Raw genomic sequence first — 18,128 nt, 5'->3', positions numbered from 1 at the left:
GCCATCAGGCCTGCCCGACGGTGTGCCGCTGACGGCCGAGCCGGTCGATCTCCACCTCGACCACGTCGCCGGCCCGGAGGTAGGGGAAGTCGTTGGCGCCGAAGGCGACTCCTGCCGGGGTTCCTGTGTTGATCACGTCGCCGGGGTCCAGCACCATGAACTGGCTCAGGTACCAGGCAAGGTGATGTACACCGAAGATCATGTTCTTGGTGTGGCCGTCCTGGCGTGGCTCGCCGTTGACCCGCAGCCGCAGCGCCAGGTCCTGGGGGTCCCCGGTCTCGTCCGGCGTCACCAGCCAGGGCCCGAGCGGGTTGAACGTCTCACAGGACTTGCCCTTGTCCCACTGCCCGCCGCGCTCGTGCTGGAAGGAGCGTTCGCTCACGTCGTCGGCGATGGCGTAGCCCGCGATGACCTCGTCGGCGGCGTCCGGCGAGTCCAGGTAACGGGCGGTCCGGCCGATGATCACCGCGAGTTCGATCTCGTAGTCCGTCTTGATGCTGGTGCGCGGTATGAGAACGGTGTCGTCGGGTCCGACTACCGTGTTGGCGGCCTTCATGAAGACCACCGGCTCGGCCGGGGGCGGGGTCGCGGTCTCCTCGGCGTGATCGACATAGTTCAGCCCGACGCACACGACCTTGCCCGGGCGCGCCAGCGGAGCGCCGGTCCGTTGTCCGGTCAGATCGGTGCGCGGGAGAGCTCCCTCGGCCAGCGCGGTGCGGGCGCGCTCCACGCCGCCACCGGCCAGGAAGGCGCCGTCGATGTCGGCGCTCAGGGGGGTCAGGTCGTAGGCGACGCCGTCGGTATCGAGGACGGCGGGACGCTCGGAGCCCGCAGGGCCCACGCGCAGGAATCTCATCGGGGTGCTCCTCTCTGAGGGAACGTGCCTGCCCGTGTCTGGCCCGTGGGCCCGGACACGGGGGGTGATGACCGATTGATGGACCATGGTGCGAAAGGAACTGCTAGACGTTCACCACGTCGCTCGGGACGCCGCCGTTCGGCTCCAGGTGCTCGCGCAGCCACTGCTCGGTGGTGCTGACGTGCAGGAGCGCAGCAGCCTGGGCGAGGGGGGCGTCGCCGGCAGCCAGCGCCTGGTGGATCGCCTCGTGTTCGGCAACTGTGCGGGCGGCGGCGTTGTCGTCGACCAGACCGCGCCATACGCGTGCGCGCAGCGTCCGGCTGGAGATCCCCTCCAGCAGGGTGGCCAGGGTGGCGTTGCGGGTGGCCGCGACGACCGCCCGGTGGAACGCGGCGTCGTGCTCGTTGAGCCGCTCCACGTCGTCCCGGGCCGCCCGCATCGCGTCCAGGTGCCGCTCCACCTCGGCCAGTTCCTCGGCCGAGATCCGGGTGGCGGCCAGCCCTGTGGCGACCGGTTCGAAGAGGCGGCGTACCTCGGTCAGCTCCAGCAGGGTGTCGCCGCGCAGCAGTTCCACCGCTGACCCGATGCTGCTCAGCAACAGCTCCGGTTCGAGGCTGGTCACATACGTGCCGTCGCCCCGGCGGATCTCCAGCACCCGTGCGACTACCAGTGCCTTCACCGCTTCCCGCATCAGATTGCGGGACAGGCCCAGCTCCGCGGCCAGTTGCTGCTCGGGCGGCAGTTTGGCGCCTGGCGGTAGCTCGCCGGACTGGATGAGATCCCTGATGCGGTCGATGGCCTTGTCGGTCAATGACATGCGGCTGCTCCCTGCTCGTCGCCCAGGCGGTGGCAGCGTAGCAATACATCCCATCACTACGGAAGAGATGGGATGACACAACCCTCACCCCGTACATGACGTCGATGTAAAAGCACAGGTGGGACGCGTCAATCCATGCCTTTTTCTCCCGAGGTATGGACACTCGGACCGGCCGACTCTATAAATCCATCCCATGTCCAGCATCTGCTCCAGCAGAGAGGACATCTTTTTGACACACGACGATGGGTGGTCACCATGGCGCCGAAACAGCACCGGACCCTCCAAGCCGAAGGTGCCGGGCCCGATGAGTGAGCTGATCAGCGCGGTCGAGGCCGTCGACGTACGGTTCCCGACTTCGCGGGACCTCGACGGTTCCGACGCCATGAACCCCGAGCCCGACTACTCGGCCGCGTATGTGACGATCCGTACGAGCGTCGGGGACGAGGGATACGGACTCGCCTTCACCGTGGGACGCGGCAACGAGGTCGAGGTCGCCGCCGTACGAGCCCTGGCCCCGCTGATCGTGGGGCTGCCGGTGGAGGAGGTACTGGCCGATCTCGGCGGCTTCTCCCGGCGGCTGACCGGCGACAGCCAACTCCGCTGGCTGGGCCCGGAGAAGGGCGCCATCCACATGGCCGCAGCAGCGATCGTCAACGCCGTCTGGGACCTGTACGGGCGTCGTAGCGGAAAGCCGGTCTGGCGGCTTCTGGCCGAGCTCTCCCCGGAGCAGCTGGTCGACCTGGTCGACTTCCGCTACCTCCAGGACGCCCTCACCCGAGACGAAGCCCTTGACATCCTGCGCCGGGCCGAGCCCGGCCGCGCCCAACGCACAGCGGACCTGCTGAAGCACGGATACCCCGCATACACCACCACCCCCGGCTGGCTCGGCTACGACGACGAGAAGCTGGTACGGCTGTCCAAGGAGGCAGTCGCCGATGGCTTCGGGCAGATCAAGCTGAAGGTCGGCGCCGACCGCGAGGCCGACGAGCGCCGCATGCGGCTGGCCCGCGAGGCGGTCGGCCCGGACATCAGGATCGCCGTCGACGCCAACCAGGCGTGGGGAGTTCAGCAGGCGATCGACTGGATGGCGTCGCTCGCGCCCTACGATCCGTACTGGATCGAGGAACCCACCTCGCCGGACGACATCCTCGGCCACGCCGCCATCCGCCGGGCGGTGGCGCCGATCAAGGTGGCCACGGGTGAACACACGCACAACCAGGTGATGTTCAAACAGCTCCTTCAGGCGGGCGCGCTCGACGTCCTGCAGCTCGACGCCAGCCGCACCGCCGGTGTCACCGAGAACGTCGCCATCCTGCTGCTGGCCGCCAAGTTCGGCGTCCCGGTCTGCCCGCACGCCGGCGGGGTCGGACTGTGCGAGATGGTGCAGCACCTGGCGATGTTCGACTACGTGGCCGTCAGCGGCACCACCGAGAACCGTGTCATCGAGTACGTAGACCACCTGCACGAGCACTTCACCGCCCCGGTCAGCATCCGCGACGGCCATTACCTCGCCCCGTCCGCCCCCGGCATCAGCGCACAACTGCACCCGCGGTCACTAGCGGACCACCGCTACCCCGACGGCCCTGTGTGGAGCGGGGAGGCCGGCGGATGAGCGCCCTCGAGTTCGCGGGACTGACAGCCCTCGTGACCGGCGGCGCCTCCGGCATCGGGCTGGCCACGGCGCGCCTACTGGCTGTCCGTGGTGCCCGCGTCGCCTGCCTCGACCTCAAACCGGAGGACGTTCCCGAACCCCTCATCGGTATCCGCGCGGACGTCGCCGACGATGCAAGCGTTCGAGCAGCCGTCGAGGAGGCCGCGCGCGTGCTCGGAGGCATCGACATCCTGATCAACAACGCCGGGATCGGCGCCCAGGGCACCATCGAGGACAACACGGACGACGAGTGGCACCGGGTCTTCGACGTCAACGTCCTCGGTATGGTCCGGGTGACCCGGGCCGCTCTCCCCCATCTGCGCCGTTCCGACAGCGCGGCCGTCGTCAACACCTGCTCCATCGCCGCCACCGCGGGACTGCCCGACCGGGTGCTTTACTCAGCGACGAAGGGCGCCGTGCTCGCCCTCACCCGGGCAGCCGCCGCCGACCTCGTGCACTCCGGCATCCGCGTCAACTGCGTCAGCCCGGGCACGGCTGACACCCCGTGGATCGGCCGCCTCCTGGACCGGGCCGCCGACCCAGCGGCCGAACGCGCCGCCCTCAACGCCCGCCAGCCCATGGGCCGTCTCGTCTCCGCCGAGGAAGTCGCCACAGCAATCGCCTACCTGGCGAGCCCGCTGTCCGGCTCGACCACCGGCACCGACCTCCCCGTCGACGGCGGCATGCAAGGCCTGCGGATTCGCCCGCGCGCCTGACCCCGCTCCCCTTTCTCTCGGCTCTCACTCACAGCATCCGCACCCCACGCAGCCGGCTCCGCACACAGCCCGTCCACGTGACCCAGCAGCAAGGAGAACGAGCGATGAAGCTCAGAACCACCCGATACGCCTGTTTCGGCGCCCTCGCCACCCTGACCGTGACCGCGCTCACCGCCTGCGGCGGTTCCGGATCCGCGTCGGCCTCGGGCCAGGGCGGTGGTTCGGGGGTGATCGGGGTCGACTACCCGCGCTCGGACACCGACTTCTGGAACTCCTACATCAAGTACACCCCGCAGTTCGCGAAGGAACTCAAGCTTGACCTGAAGACCACCAACTCGCAGAACGACGTCGCCAAGCTCACCGCCAACGTCCAGACGTTCATCAGCCAGGGCGTCAAAGGCGTCGCGATGGCACCGCAGGACACCGCCGCCATCGCGCCCACCCTCGCGCAGCTGGAGGCGAAGAAGATTCCGGTCGTCTCGGTGGACACCCGTCCCGACACCGGAAATGTGTACATGGTCGTGCGCGCGGACAATCGCGCATACGGCGAGAAGGCCTGCCAGTACCTCGGGACCAAGCTGGGAGGCAAGGGGAAGGTCGTCATGCTCCAGGGCGATCTCGCCTCCGTCAACGGCCGCGACCGTACCGAGGCGTTCAACGCGTGCATGAAGAAGAACTACCCGTCCATCAAGGTCTTCGGTGAAGCCACCAACTGGGACGGAGCGGTCGCGGCGCAGAAGCTCCAGACCGACCTGACCGCGCATCCCGACATCAAGGGCGTTTACATGCAGTCCAGTTTCGCGCTCTCTGGCACGCTCCAGGTGCTCAAGCAGAAAAACCTGCTGGTCGGTCCTGAAGACAAGAAGCATGTGTTCGTCGTCTCCAACGACGGCATTCCCGAGGAGCTCAAGGACATCGCGGCGGGCCGGATCGACGCCACCGTCTCCCAGCCGGCCGACCTCTACGCGAAGTACGCCCTCTACTACCTGAAGGCGGCGCTCGACGGCAAGACGTTCAAGCCGGGCAAGACCGACCACGACAGCACGATCATCAAGGTGCGCGAGGGCCTTCTGGAAGACCAGCTCTCCGCACCCCTGGTGACGGCGGACGGCGGCACCTACGGCGGGGTCCCCAGCCTCAAGAGCGACGACAAGTCCCTCTGGGGCAACAACCTCGGCTGACCGGAAGGCGGTACGCAGACATGGTTACGGCTCCGCCCGTCGCCCAGGCGGCAGGGATCACCAAGCGGTTCGGGTCCACGGTGGCGCTGCGCGACGCCGGAATCACGATCACGCCAGGGCAGACGCACGCGCTCGTCGGGCGCAACGGTGCGGGCAAGTCCACACTGGTCTCCATCCTCACCGGGCTTCACGCACCGGACGAAGGCACGGTGACGTTCGGCGGCGAGCCGGCCCCCCGACCCGCGGACCGTGACGCGTGGCGGCAACGTGTGGCCTGCGTCTACCAGAAGTCCACCATCATCCCCGGGCTGACGGTCGCCGAGAACCTCTTCCTCAACCGGCATGACCGTGGCCGCGGCGGCCTCATCAGCTGGCAAACGGTACGCGGAAAGGCACGCGAGCTGCTGCGGACCTGGTCGGTCGACGTGGACGTGCGCACCCCCGCGGGAGAACTCGGCATCGAGCAGCGGCAGTTCGTCGAGATCGCCCGGGCATTGTCGTTCGGGGCGCGCTTCATCATCCTCGACGAACCCACCGCGCAGCTGGACGGTGCCGCGATCAACCGGCTGTTCACCCGGATCCGGGACCTTCAACGACAGGGCGTCACCTTCCTGTTCATCAGCCACCACCTCCAGGAGATCTACGAGATCTGCGACACGGTCACGGTGTTCCGCGACGCCCGGCACATCCTGACCGCCCCCGTGGCCGCACTGCCCCGCGCAGAACTGGTCGCCGCCATGACCGGCGAGGGCGCGACCGAGACCGCCAGGGCACGCCCTCGCCCCGCGGACACCTCGTCCCCGGATGTACTCACCGTGGAAGGTGCTGCTGTGCAGGGCGCGTACGAGGACGTGTCCGTCCGCATCCGCGCCGGGGAGATCGTCGGTCTCGCCGGCGCGGCGAGCAGCGGCCGTACGGAGGTGGCCGAGACGGTCGTGGGACTACGGGCCGCCGACAGGGGCACAGTGACGATCGGTGGGGTTCGTCCACGGTCCGGCAGCGTGCCCGCGGCGCTGAAGGCCGGGGTCGGCTTCGTCCCGCAAGACCGCCACCACCAGGGATTCGTGCCGGAGATGTCCATCGCGGACAACGGGACCCTGACCATTCCCGAACGGCTCGGTCCGCCCGGTTTCATCGAGGGACGCCGCCGGGACGCCTTCGCCCGCTCCATGATCGAGAATCTGGCGATCAAGACGCCTGGGCCGGAGTTGCCCGTCTCCGGGCTCTCCGGAGGCAACCAGCAGAAGGTCGTCATGGCACGGGCCCTGGCCAACGACCCCAAGGTGCTGGTGCTGATCAATCCGACCGCCGGCGTCGACGTGCGGTCGAAGGAGTTCCTCCTCGGCAAGGTCGAGGAGATCGCCGAGTCCGGCACCGGGGTGCTCATCGCTTCCGACGAACTCGACGACCTGCGCATGTGCGACCGGGTCCTGGTGATGTTCCAGGGCCGTGTAGTGACCGAGAAGGCCGGCGGCTGGCATGACCACGAGCTCGTGGCCGCAATGGAAGGAGTGGACCTCGATGTCTGACAGTGCGACCGCAGCCGCCGCGAAGAGCCCGAACGGCGGGCAGCCGGACACCGCGAGCGAGCAACCGGCCGCCGCGAGGACGGGGGAACGCAAAATCGCCTTCGCGCGGCTGCGCGACTTGGCACTCATTCCCGCGATCATCGTCATGGCTATCGTCGGCCAGATCGTCAATCCGGTGTTTCTGCAGGCCGACAACCTGATCAACGTACTGCAGACCATGTCCGAGATCGCACTGCTGGTCCTCGCGCAGACCTTGGTGCTGATCGTCAAGAAGATGGACCTCTCCCTGGAGTCCACCGTCGGGCTCGCCCCCGGGGTCGCGGCCTGGCTCACCATCCCGGCGGGCGCGGCGCACGGGATCGGACTCCTGCCCGGCGGCTGGTCCATCCCCATCACCCTGACGGTCGGCCTTCTGATCGGTGTGGTGAACGCCCTGTTCATCATCCGGTTCGGGCTCAACGGCTTCATCGTGACGCTCGGCATGCTGATCGTGCTGCGCGGCATCCTGACGGGCATCTCCGGCGGCCAGACCTTCTTCCAGTTGCCCCCATCGATGCTCTACCTCGGCACAGCCCAGTGGCTGGGCATGCCCGCCTCGGTGTGGACCTGCCTGATCCTGTTCGCCATCGGGATCGTGGTGCTCGGCTTCACCAGCTTCGGTCGCTCCCTCTACGCGATCGGCGGCAACGTCGACGCGGCGAAAGCGGCCGGCATCCGCACCGACCGGATGCTGTGGATCGTCATCGTGACCGCGAGCGTCCTCGCCGCGCTGAGCGGCCTGCTGCTCTCGGGACGCCTGGCCTCGGTGGCCTCCGCCCAGGGCAACGGCTACATCTTCACCGTGTTCGCCGCCGCGGTCATCGGCGGTATCAGTCTCAACGGCGGCAAGGGCACCGTGTTCGGCGCGTTCACCGGCATCCTGCTGCTCTTCCTGATCCAGAACGTCCTCACTCTCGGAGGTGTCCCCGCGCAGTGGATCGGCGCCCTGAACGGCGCGATCATCCTGATCGCCCTGGCGCTGTCCCGCATCACCGGAGGCAAGGCACAGGAGTAGGCAACGCCGCCTTCGCCAGGCATTCGCTCCTCCTTCGCCGCCGCCCGCGTCCGGCTGACCACACCGCGTCAGACGGCGGCGACCACGGCCGGGACGCCGACCTGCGTACCGGCGAGGCGAACTCCCGCCGGAAGGACCCGTACAGCAGCGAGCCCGCGTCAAGCCGCGCTCGCTGCCCCCAAGTTGCACACACCCGAATGACCGGCCCCACCCGCGATCGAAAGGCAGGCATTCCCATGGAACGAAGAGAATTTCTCGTCACCTCCGCAGCCACCTCCGCCGCGCTCGCCGTCGGCCTCCCACCCGCTGCGGCGTCCACGGCGTCGCAGACCGCATCAGAAGCGGAGGATGCCGCCACGCCGGAGGCCTCGCGCCTCGCCCTGTGGTACGACGAGCCCGCAAGCCAGTGGCTGGAGGCGTTGCCGCTCGGCAACGGCCGCCTCGGCACCATGGTGTTCGGTGAAATCGACACCGAACTGCTCCAGCTCAACGAGGACACCCTGTGGGCGGGAGGCCCCTACGAACCCGCCAACCCCAAGGGCCTGGCGAACCTCCCGGAGATCCAGCGCCGGGTCTTCGCCGGCGAGTGGAACTCCGCTCAGGATCTGATCAACTCCACCTTCATGGGCAACCCGGTCGGGGAGTTGATGTACCAGACGGTCGGCAACCTGCGCCTGACCTTTCCGGGCACTGGTGAAGTGAGCTCCTACCGTCGTGAGTTGGACCTGGACACAGCTGTGGCGACCACGACGTACGCCCGCAATGGGGTGGCGTACCGTCGCGAGGTATTCGCCAGCCATGCCGACCAGGTGATCGTGGTGCGGCTGACCGCCGGCACCCCCGGTGTCCTGTCGCTCACCGCCGCCTTCGACAGCCCTCAGCAGGCCCAGACGTCGTCCCCGGACCGGATCACCGCCGCCCTGGAAGGGACCGGGCAGACACGTGAGGGGGTCACCGGCCGCATCCGCTTCCGCGCCCTGGTCCGAGCCCGCGCCGAAGGGGGCACCGTACGCAGCGAGAACGGCACGCTCACCGTGGACGGGGCCGACGCGGTGACCCTGCTGGTGTCCGTCGGCACCAGCTACAACGACTACCGGGACACCTCCGGCGACCACCGCGCCCGCGCCGAGCGCCCTCTGAACGCCGCCGCCGACACCCCGTACGGACAGTTGCGCTCCCGGCACGTGCGCGACCACCGCGCCCTCTTCCGCCGGGTCACGCTCGACCTCGGCGTCACGGAGGCGGCCGACGCACCGACCGATGAACGGGTGGCCGCGTTCGCCCAGGGGGATGACCCTCAACTGGTCGCCCTGCATTACCAGTTCGGCCGCTACCTGCTCATCGCCTCCTCCCGTCCCGGCACCCAGCCCGCCAACCTGCAGGGCATCTGGAACGACCAGCTCTCCCCGCCCTGGGATTCCAAGTACACGATCAACATCAACACGGAGATGAACTACTGGCCCGCGCCCACCACCAACCTTCTTGAATGCTGGGAGCCGATCTTCGCCCTTCTCGACGACCTCGCCCAGGCCGGACAGAAGACCGCCAGGGTGCAGTACGGCGCGAACGGCTGGGTCGCCCATCACAACACCGACGCCTGGCGCGGCACCGCGCCCGTGGACGGTGCCTTCTGGGGCATGTGGCCCACCGGCGGCGCCTGGCTGGCCACCTCCGTATGGGAGCACTACCGCTTCACCGGCGACAGCGAAGCCCTGCGCCGCCGGCTGCCCGTCGTCGAGGGGGCGGTCCGCTTCTTCCTCGACGCGCTCGTCCCCGACCCCACCACCGGCTACCTGGTGACCTGTCCGTCCGTCTCGCCCGAGAACGCGCACCACGCCGGCGTGTCCGCGTGTGCGGGCCCGACGATGGACAACCAGATCCTGCGCGACCTCTTCGACGGCTACCTCGCCGCCTGCACGGCGCTCGGCACCACGAGCCCGTACGCCGACCGGGTGAGCGAGGCACGAGCCAAACTGCCGCCCATGAAGATCGGTGCGCTGGGACAGCTGCAGGAGTGGCAGCAGGACTGGGACGCGGGCGCGCCCGAGCAGCAGCACCGCCATGTCTCCCACCTGTACGGCCTGCACCCCAGCAACCAGATCACCAAGCGCACCACCCCGGAACTGTTCAAGGCAGCTCTGAAGACGCTCGAGATGCGTGGGGATGACGGCACCGGCTGGTCCCTCGCCTGGAAGATCAATTTCTGGGCGCGCTTGGAAGACGGCGCTCGCTCCTACAAGCTCCTCACCGACCTGCTCACCCCCGACCACACCGCCCCGAACCTGTTCGACCTGCACCCGCCATTCCAGATCGACGGCAACTTCGGGGCAACCGCGGGCGTGACCGAATGGCTGCTTCAGTCCCACACCGGTGAGGTCCACCTGCTGCCAGCCCTGCCTACGCAGCTCCCCGAAGGCCGGGTCACCGGCCTCCTCGCCCGCGGCGGCCTCACCGTCGACCTCTCCTGGAGCGACGGCGCCCTGGCCCACGCGCACCTGGCAGCGCGTCAGAGCGGCACCGTCCGACTGCGCACCACCGCCCCGGTCACTGTGCACTCCACGGGCGGCGCTCACACAGAGGTGAAACGCCCCGAAAGCACTGTCGCCGTGTTCGAGGCCAAGGCAGGCGAGGAGTATGTGATCACGCCGCTCTGACACCTTGGGGGCGCCGTCTGCATCGAGCCTGTCGATGGAGTCGGGCGCGGCGGCGCCCTCACGGAGGCGGCTAACGCACGAAGAGCGCTGGACTTGAGGACAGCACCGACGCCCCCGTCCCGGCAGCTCCCTACGGGCCCTGGCTTGGACGGCGCCGTAAGACTGCCAGCTGCAGGCGCTCAACCGCGAACGCCGAGAGAACAGGTCCCGTCTTCGCAGAGTTCGAACGCCGCAACGTCACGGATTTTGCCGAGTTCAACAACACGCCGCGGTTGGTCCGGGCCGGATAGAGAGCGACCATCGCCTCCGACAAGTCCTGATGTCCGGCGGCCTCCTCGGCGGCGAGGGCGAACTGCTGGATGTAGGGGCGGGCGCGCGATGTCTCTGAGCTGTCCGGGTCGCCGTCGCGCTTGTGCCCAGAGACGACGGCGGTGGGCGAGAGCCGCTCAAAAGCGTCGAGGGCGTCGACCCACCGCACACGGCCGCAGTCCTTGGATTCGGGAAGGTACATGTGCACGTCACCGTAAAGGGCCTCGCCACCGCCGGAGGTTCGGCCGTCAGCTCGTACTTAGGCCAGAGCGGCCGTGGATTCGGGATCGCGGCGGCGGGCGCCGACGTGTGGGGTGTCGGGCGGTCAGCACAACGAACAGTTCGGCTCGATCTACCGGGCCGGCTCGTTCAACGCCGACTCGAGCGTGACCACCCGGGTCGTGTCGGTCAACGACGCCAACGCCTGAGCCAAGTCCGGAGTCATGGTCCGCAACGACATGACCAAGGCAGGAAGTTCGCGGTCACCGCCCGCAACGGCGTCGTGTTCGAGTGGGACGCCAAGCGCGACGGATACCTGGACACCCACGCCCGGGCCAGCGTCGACATCTACCGTCCCATCTGGGTGAAGCTCACTCGATCGGGCACCTCGTTCACCGCCTCGTATGTCCCGATCGGTCAGCCCGTGACGTTGGCCTCGGCCGCAGCGAAGCAGGACGCGGGCATCTTCTCCACCTCCCACGACGCCGCCCAGTCAGCGATCAACCAGTTCGACTCCGGTGCCGTCACGGCCGTAGGTGCCGCTCACGGTGGGTCGAAAATAGGCGCGGCGAGGCGACCTGGAGCGCGCCGGCTCATACGCGCATCGATCGGAACTGTAGGGAGATCTCGGCAAGGCGGAAGGAGGCTCCTATGCCGCCTCGGCCGGCGTCAACGTCTGGAGTGCGGGTTCGGACGGCCGCCTGACTTCGGTGAAGGGGTGTTCAGGCGAGGTGCTCGGCGATCAGCGCGGCGAACTCGTCCTCGGTGACCACCCTGGTGCCGAGCTGCTCGGCCTTGGCCAGCTTGGACCCGGCTCCCTCTCCTGCGACGAGGATGGTCGTCTTCTTCGACACGCTGCTGGAAGCCGTCCCGCCCGCGCGCTCGATGAGCTCATTCATCTCGTTGCGGTTGCGGCCGGCCAGCGGCCCGTGCATGCCTCCCGTGACGACGACCGCCTCGCCGGTCAGCGGCCGACTTCCCGTCTCCGTATCGCCGACGCTGGGCTCCACCATGTTCACCCCCGCCTTGGCCAGCTTGTCGATGACCGGGCCCAGCGCCGCGATGTGAGCCGCGATCTTCGGGGCGTTCGCGCCAGGAAGCTTGTTGACCTCCGCCAGCTCATCCGGTGTGGCAGCCCGGATCGCGCCCATCGTGCCGAAGTGACGGGCGATCTCCCGCGAGAGCGTCCTACCGGTCCGCACGACGCCCAACGCGCAGAACACCCGGTTCAGCGGCTGCTCCTTGGCCTTGGCGAGCTGGACCAGCAGCGCGTCGGCGCGCTTGTCGCTTCCGGTCGCCTCGGCAAGCTGCTCCTGGCTCAAGAAGAAGAGATCGGCGACGTCGTCGACCAGACCGGCGTCGACAAGAGTCTCCAGATAGGTGACGCCGAGGCCGTCGATGTCGAGTTGGTCGCGACCGACGGCGTACTTCAGGGACGGCAACTTCCCGCATCCACCGCTCGCCCCGCCCGCGCACTCCCACCGCTCACCGGACTTGTCGATGTCCCCGCCGCATCCCGGGCACGCCTCGGGCAGGACGATGTCGGTCTCCTCGCCCGTACGCAGCGCCACCACGGGCGCCTCGACGCGCGGGATGATGTCTCCCGCCTTGTAGAGCACGACCGTGTCGCCCATCTTCAGGCCGCTGTTGCGGATGAAGGCGGGGTTGTGCAGCGTCGCGTAGGTGACGGTACTGCCGTCGACCTCCACCGGCTCCAGCACGGCGCGCGGGGCTATATGACCGGTGCGGCCGACGTTCCACTCGACCGTGAGGAGCTTGGTCTGCGCCTCCACGGGCGGCAGTTTGTAGGCGATGGCCCAGTGCGGGTGGCGTGTGCCGAAACCGGCCGTCCGCTGCTCGGCGTAGTCGTTGGCCTTGATGACCACCCCGTCGATCCCGAACGGCAACTCGGCGCGCAGCTGCTGGATCTCCTCGACGCGGGCCTGCACCTGGGCCAGGGTGGCATACACGCGCAGCCCGACATCGGTGGCGGAGGTGGTCTGCACGCCCAGCGCGGCGACCTGGCCCATGACGGCCTCGTGGCCGGTGCCGGTCGGAAAGTCGACGCCGTCCAGCGCCACCGCTCCGTAGGCGAAGAAGGTGGTTTCGATGGTGTACGGCCGGTCCTTGGCCCGCAAGGTTCCGGCCGTGCCGTTGCGCGGGTTGGAGAAGACCTTCGCGTTGTGCGCGGAGCGGATCTCGTTCGCCCTCTCGAACTGGTCCCGGGTCAGCAGTACCTCACCCCGGATCTCCACGGTGGCGCCGCCGGGGACCTGCGTGGGCAGGCCGACGATGGAGCCGATGGCGTGGCTGAGGTCCTCACCATGGGTGCCGTTTCCACGTCCGACGAGCTGCACCAGGCGCCCGTCACGGTAGCGGGCCGCCATCGCGGCTCCGTCGAGCTTCGGCTCGACCGCGTACCCGCCCTGCACCGGGTGGTCGATCCGTCTGGCCAGGGACGCGTCCCACTTCGTCAGGCCCTCGGCGTCGAAGACGTTGTCGAGGGAGAGCATGGCCACGGTGTGCGCCACATCGCCGACCGGGGCCACGCCACCGCCGACCTTCCCGATGGGAGAGTCGGCCCGGACGTGGTCGGGGTACGCCTCCTCGTAGGCGGCGATCCCGCGGGCAAGGGCGTCGTAGGAGGCGTCGTCGAGAGTGGTGTTCCCGTCCTGGTAGTACGCCGCGCTTGCGGCAAGGGCCCGCTCGACCGCGTGGTCGTAGGCGGCACGGTCGGTCAGCGAAAGGGCAGGTGCGGCTGTCGTCATGCGCTGATCCTTGCGTGGGGGTCTGACAGTGAGGATTCCGCACGCCTCCACAAGGCGCTGCGCCGGCAGTCGGCCACGCGGCACCCCTGGGCATCGCCCGACATCTGTCATGGCCGGCGCCGGGCACAGTCCACCGGGCGACTCAATCGTTGCAGGTCAGAGGCCACACGCCTCGCGGGTGCGGGGCAGATGATCATGGCGCCCCTTTTTCTGTATTGACCAATCCAGAAAGAGTGCTAGGCTTCCCGGCATGGCACGGATCAGGGAGTTTGACGTCGACCAGGCGGTCGACCGCGCGATGGACCTGTTCTGGCGTCGCGGCTACGCCGAGACGTCCCTGCAGGATCTGCTCAAAGAACTGTCCATCGGGAGCGGCAGCTTTTACGCAGCCTTCGGCTCGAAGGAACAGCTCTACCTTCGCACCCTCGATCGCTACTCCGCTCTCCAGGCGGACGACCTGGTGAAGATCCTCGAGCAGGCGAGCGAGATCCGGCCCGCGGTACGACAGATCCTCGGCGCCATGATCGAGGCCGATCTGGCCGACCCCACGCGCGGATGCCTCGTGGTCAACACCGCCACCGAGTGCGGCGACCAACCCCCTGCCGCCGAACGCGTTGCCGCAGCGATGCGACACGTCGAGTCGTCACTTGCAGGAGCCCTGGAGCGGGCGAAGTCGCGGGGCGAGTTGTCGGCGGACAAGAACCCGGTCGAGCTGGCCCGCTTCCTCACCACATTCGTCCAGGGCCTCCGAGTCGTCGGCCAGGCGCGCCTTGGCCGTACCTTCACCGAGGACGCCCTCACCGTGGCGATGCGCGCCCTGGACTGACCAAAGGCGCGCCCCGACTCACACCCCCCGTGAGTCGGGCTGCTGCTTGCCAAAATTATGTATCAATCAATCCACAAAGGAATGCTCATCATGGAACTGCATCTCAAGGACAAGGTCGCCGTTGTCACCGGAGCCAGCAAGGGCATCGGCCTGGCCGTGGTCGAGGCGATGGCCCGCGAAGGCGTCCACGTCGTCGCCGGCAGCCGCCACTCCACACCCGAACTCGGTGCACTGGCCAAGACCTACGACGTCACGGTCGTGCCCGTCGACCTGGCAACCCCGGAGGGAGCCGAGACCCTGGTCCGTCAGGCGGCAGAGCGTCACAGCCGGATCGACATCCTCGTCAACAACGTCGGCGCTGCCGAACCCCGCAACGGATTCCTCGAGGTCAGCGACGCCGACTGGCAGCGGATCTTCGACGTGACCTTCTTCAGCGCCGTGCGTGCCAGTCGCGCCGCACTCCCCCACCTGGCCGAGGCCGAAGGCGCGGCAATCGTCAACATCAGCTCCATCAACGCCCGGGCACCTTTCCCCATGGTCGTGGACTACTCGGCAGCCAAAGCCGCGCTGACCAACCTGAGCAAGTCGCTGTCCGAGGAGTTCGCGCCGAAGGGCATCCGCGTCAACGCGATCTCTCCCGGCCCCGTGCGCACACCGTTCTGGACAGCTCCGGGCGCTTTTGCGGACACCACAGCAGCAGCCGCCGGCACCACGGCGCAAGAGGCGCTGGACGTTGTGGTGCCCCAGAGCATGGGCATCACCTCGGGCCGGATCACCGAGCCGCAGGAGGTCGCCGACCTCACCCTCTTCCTGGCCTCACCGGTGGCAGGAAACATCAACGGAGCCGAGGTGGTCATCGACGGCGGCCAGATCAAGACCCTCTGAACACTCCTGCGGTCAGGACCCTCCCCTGACCCGCTCCGTTCTCGGCGAAATCGGCCCGCTGAGCCCGTCCTTCCCGACTCAGCATTGCGGGGCGGTATTCGTCCCCCGACCCAGCACCAAGTGCGGCGCATGCGACAGGCACCGCGCATCCGGCCACCGTGGAAGGCCGTCCCTGCCGGATCGCCGAGCTGCCGCACAACCCCGGGCAAGACGCGCGGAATTCATCCGCGCCCACCCCCAGCCGACCCAGTCGATGAAATCGTCGGCAACTCCCGAGGCACGGCTCGCCCCACTCCGGTCTATCCATGGCGCACACGCGACACATACAGCAATGCAAGGCCGCAACCACTGATGAACCCGACAACTGCCATTCAGCAACTGGAGACAAGCACGTCAACGAATCGATCACCCCCGAACCGATCCTTCAGCTGGGTCTGGGATTCATGGCTTCAAAGACACTACTGAGCGCGGTGGAGTTGAACATCTTCACCGTCCTCGCTCGCGGCGGTCGAGATCGTGCATCCATCGCCACCGAAGTGGGTCTCCACCCCAGATCTTCCGCAGACTTCCTCGACGCCCTGGTGTCACTGAGCCTGCTGAACCGCGACGATGAAGGCATCTACCGCAACAGCCCCACGGCCGAGATCTTCCTGGACCGGGCCAAGCCCTCCTACATCGGCGGAATCCTGGAAATGGCCAACGCCCGTCTCTTCGGCTTCTGGGACAACCTCACCGACGCACTGCGAACCGGCACCCAGCAGAACGAAGTCACCCACACCGGGGCCCCGTTCTTCGCAACGCTCAGCCAAGACCCCCTCGCGTGGCGCAACTTCCCCAACGGCATGAACGGCGTCAGCACACCCCTGGCCGGAGCGCTCGCCTCCGACTTCGACTGGAGCGGCCGACAGCACCTGGTCGATCTCGGTGGCGCTCTGGGGGCCGTACCCGCAGCAGTACTGCAATCCCACCCCGAGATGACCGCAACCGTCTTCGAACTGCCACCGGTACGCCCCGTGTTCGAGGAATTCATCGCCACGCACGGCCTGTCCGACCGCCTCTTCTTCCACAGCGGCGACTTCTTCTCCGACCCCCTGCCTCCTGCCGACGTCTACATCATGGGGCAGATTCTCCATGACTGGAATCTCGAGCAGCGCCATTTCCTGCTCCGCAAGGCCTATGACGCCCTGCCCGACGGGGGCACACTGATCGCCTACGACGCCATGATCGACGACGACCGACGCCACAATACTTACGGCTTCATGGTCTCGCTGAACATGCTCATCGACACAGATGGCGAATCCGAGTACACCGTCGCGGATGCGACCGACTGGCTGGCGGAAGCCGGCTTCTCCAAGGTCAACTACCGGTCCTGAAGGACCGGGCTTGCAGGCAGAGCACGACCAAGCCGTACTGTGGTCCCCTGCGTCCGGTATGGCGCTAGGCCGTACTGGGGCGGTTGACTGCGCCCCGCTGCCACACAGCATCGGCCCGGTGGGCGATGTTGCGGGAGCCGTTGTGGTCCGCGTGGAGTACCACTCCGCAGGAGCGGCAGACGAACCTGGCTTGGTCGATCCGGTTGGACCGGTGGGTGTGCCAGCACTCGGAGCACTGGCGGGAGGTGTTCCTCGGGTCCACGTGGACTACGGGGACACCTGCCCGCCTGGCCTTGTACTCGACGAACGCGCCGAGCTGGGCGAAAGCCCAGGAGTGCAGTCGTGCCCGCTGGTCTTTCCTGGCCGTAACCCTCTGCCGGATACCGGACAGGTCTTCCAGTCCGATGCCCCGCAAGGTGCGTTCAGCGGTGTGCACGAGCTTCTTGGCGATGATGTGGTTGCGCTGGGTGGCGTATCTGGATTCCCGCCGTCGGATGCTCTTCAACCGGCGTGTGGCAGATTTTGTCCGCTTCTTCTGCAATGTGGTCCGCAGGTCGCGTTGGCGCTTGCGGTAGCGGTTGACCTGGCGGCCGGACATGATCTGGCCGTCCGAGGTGGTGGCGATGTTGACGATGCCGAGGTCCACTCCGAGGAACCCGGTGGGCTCGTACGGGGCGGGTTCGGGCACGTCGACAGTGGCGGTCAGGAAGAACATGCCGTCCCGCATCACCAGGTCCGACTCGCCCTTGCGGGAGGCGAGAAGTTTCATCGCCTCGGGCGAGCAGACGAACGCAATGCCCTTCAACCGGCCCGCCACCGTCCAGATGCTGACTGTCCGCTCGTCAAGGTTCCAGGTCAGCATGCGGTCGTCGTACGGCTGGGCCGCGCCCTCACGGAACCGGACCGGCCTGTTCTCGGCCCGCATCCGGCGCTTGCCGCCTTCCGGCCCAAGGTTTCCCGCCTTGATGTTCGCTTTCAGGGTGGCGTAGGCGTCACACACCTTCTTGATGGTGCGCACGGCCGCCTGTGCTCCGAGGTCGAAGTCGGCCTTGATCCGGTGGTACACAGCCTCCTGCAGCCCGTTGCGCCGTTTCAGATCACGATCGAACGCCACCTCGGAGGCGGCATTCGCGGCCCGGTTGCAGGCACGCAGGGTCGCTGCCAGTGCGTCCGCGTCATGAGCAGACGCAGGCAGAAGCTTCACCTGCGCGACAATCTTCACGCAAAACACCCTAGTATGGTTGCTGACGGGCAATCAACTCGCTGTCCGGACACGGCTAAGAACACTCC

At 67.8% G+C, this 18,128-nt stretch carries 14 protein-coding genes; 9 read left to right on the top strand and 5 right to left on the bottom strand.

Translation table 11 applies throughout. The annotated features are described in order from the left end of the window. Nucleotides 1–4: 4 nt before the first annotated feature. A complete protein-coding gene (locus ACSHXN_RS36170) occupies nucleotides 5–856 on the bottom strand; it encodes a fumarylacetoacetate hydrolase family protein (protein ID WP_438305183.1) in 852 nt (283 codons plus the stop codon). Nucleotides 857–959: 103 nt separating this feature from the next. Then, nucleotides 960–1,673 carry a FadR/GntR family transcriptional regulator gene (locus tag ACSHXN_RS36165; protein WP_355140256.1) on the bottom strand — a complete coding sequence of 238 codons (714 nt, stop codon included), beginning with the start codon at nucleotides 1,671–1,673 and terminating at the stop codon, nucleotides 960–962. 304 nt (nucleotides 1,674–1,977) lie between these two features. Here ACSHXN_RS36165 and ACSHXN_RS36160 point away from each other — a divergent pair, with 304 nt between their 5' ends. From ACSHXN_RS36160 to ACSHXN_RS36135, 6 genes are all read left to right on the top strand, one after another. After that, the gene (locus ACSHXN_RS36160) at nucleotides 1,978–3,285 is read left to right on the top strand and encodes an enolase C-terminal domain-like protein (protein WP_438305181.1); all 1,308 of its coding nucleotides are present in this window, start codon (nucleotides 1,978–1,980) and stop codon (nucleotides 3,283–3,285) included. Further along, nucleotides 3,282–4,040, top strand: a complete 759-nt coding sequence (locus tag ACSHXN_RS36155; RefSeq protein WP_355140258.1) for an SDR family NAD(P)-dependent oxidoreductase — start codon at nucleotides 3,282–3,284, stop codon at nucleotides 4,038–4,040. Before ACSHXN_RS36160 ends, ACSHXN_RS36155 begins: the two co-directional genes overlap by 4 nt. A gap of 104 nt (nucleotides 4,041–4,144) precedes the next feature. Continuing rightward, nucleotides 4,145–5,221, top strand: a complete 1,077-nt coding sequence (locus ACSHXN_RS36150) for a sugar ABC transporter substrate-binding protein (RefSeq protein WP_355140259.1) — start codon at nucleotides 4,145–4,147, stop codon at nucleotides 5,219–5,221. 20 nt (nucleotides 5,222–5,241) lie between these two features. Continuing rightward, nucleotides 5,242–6,750, top strand: coding sequence for a sugar ABC transporter ATP-binding protein (locus ACSHXN_RS36145; RefSeq protein WP_355140260.1), 1,509 nt, complete (start codon nucleotides 5,242–5,244; stop codon nucleotides 6,748–6,750). Beyond that, complete coding sequence (locus ACSHXN_RS36140; RefSeq protein ID WP_355140261.1) at nucleotides 6,743–7,804, top strand: ABC transporter permease; 1,062 nt, start codon at nucleotides 6,743–6,745, stop codon at nucleotides 7,802–7,804. Before ACSHXN_RS36145 ends, ACSHXN_RS36140 begins: the two co-directional genes overlap by 8 nt. A 236-nt stretch (nucleotides 7,805–8,040) precedes the next feature. Then, nucleotides 8,041–10,458: a glycoside hydrolase family 95 protein gene (locus tag ACSHXN_RS36135; protein WP_438305178.1), complete on the top strand. Its 2,418-nt coding sequence runs from the start codon at nucleotides 8,041–8,043 to the stop codon at nucleotides 10,456–10,458. Between the two features lie 130 nt (nucleotides 10,459–10,588). Here the strand turns inward: ACSHXN_RS36135 and ACSHXN_RS36130 are convergent, their stop codons facing one another. Together ACSHXN_RS36130 and ligA are read right to left on the bottom strand one after the other, a co-directional pair. Beyond that, on the bottom strand, nucleotides 10,589–10,969 hold the full coding sequence (locus ACSHXN_RS36130; protein ID WP_438305176.1) for a hypothetical protein: 381 nt from the start codon (nucleotides 10,967–10,969) through the stop codon (nucleotides 10,589–10,591). Nucleotides 10,970–11,708: 739 nt separating this feature from the next. Then, complete coding sequence (gene ligA / locus ACSHXN_RS36125; RefSeq protein ID WP_438305173.1) at nucleotides 11,709–13,754, bottom strand: NAD-dependent DNA ligase LigA; 2,046 nt, start codon at nucleotides 13,752–13,754, stop codon at nucleotides 11,709–11,711. Between the two features lie 250 nt (nucleotides 13,755–14,004). On the opposite strand from ligA, the gene ACSHXN_RS36120 reads away from it, so the two are divergent. The 3 genes from ACSHXN_RS36120 to ACSHXN_RS36110 all read left to right on the top strand — a co-directional run bounded on the left by ACSHXN_RS36120 (nucleotide 14,005) and on the right by ACSHXN_RS36110 (nucleotide 16,838). Beyond that, complete coding sequence (locus ACSHXN_RS36120; protein ID WP_355140266.1) at nucleotides 14,005–14,580, top strand: TetR/AcrR family transcriptional regulator; 576 nt, start codon at nucleotides 14,005–14,007, stop codon at nucleotides 14,578–14,580. A 90-nt stretch (nucleotides 14,581–14,670) separates the two neighbouring features. Then, nucleotides 14,671–15,465 (top strand): SDR family NAD(P)-dependent oxidoreductase, encoded by a 795-nt coding sequence (locus ACSHXN_RS36115; protein WP_355140267.1) that lies wholly within the window; start codon nucleotides 14,671–14,673, stop codon nucleotides 15,463–15,465. Between the two features lie 305 nt (nucleotides 15,466–15,770). Then, nucleotides 15,771–16,838 (top strand): methyltransferase, encoded by a 1,068-nt coding sequence (locus tag ACSHXN_RS36110; RefSeq protein WP_438305171.1) that lies wholly within the window; start codon nucleotides 15,771–15,773, stop codon nucleotides 16,836–16,838. 64 nt (nucleotides 16,839–16,902) lie between these two features. Here the strand turns inward: ACSHXN_RS36110 and ACSHXN_RS36105 are convergent, their stop codons facing one another. Next, on the bottom strand, nucleotides 16,903–18,060 hold the full coding sequence (locus tag ACSHXN_RS36105; protein WP_438305169.1) for an RNA-guided endonuclease InsQ/TnpB family protein: 1,158 nt from the start codon (nucleotides 18,058–18,060) through the stop codon (nucleotides 16,903–16,905). Nucleotides 18,061–18,128 lie beyond the last annotated feature (68 nt).

Origin of the sequence: Streptomyces sp. HUAS TT11, assembly GCF_051553595.1 — a bacterium.
Taxonomy (GTDB): domain Bacteria; phylum Actinomycetota; class Actinomycetes; order Streptomycetales; family Streptomycetaceae; genus Streptomyces.
Note: the sequence above shows the minus strand (reverse complement) of the source record. Positions and strands in the feature narration are given on the sequence as shown.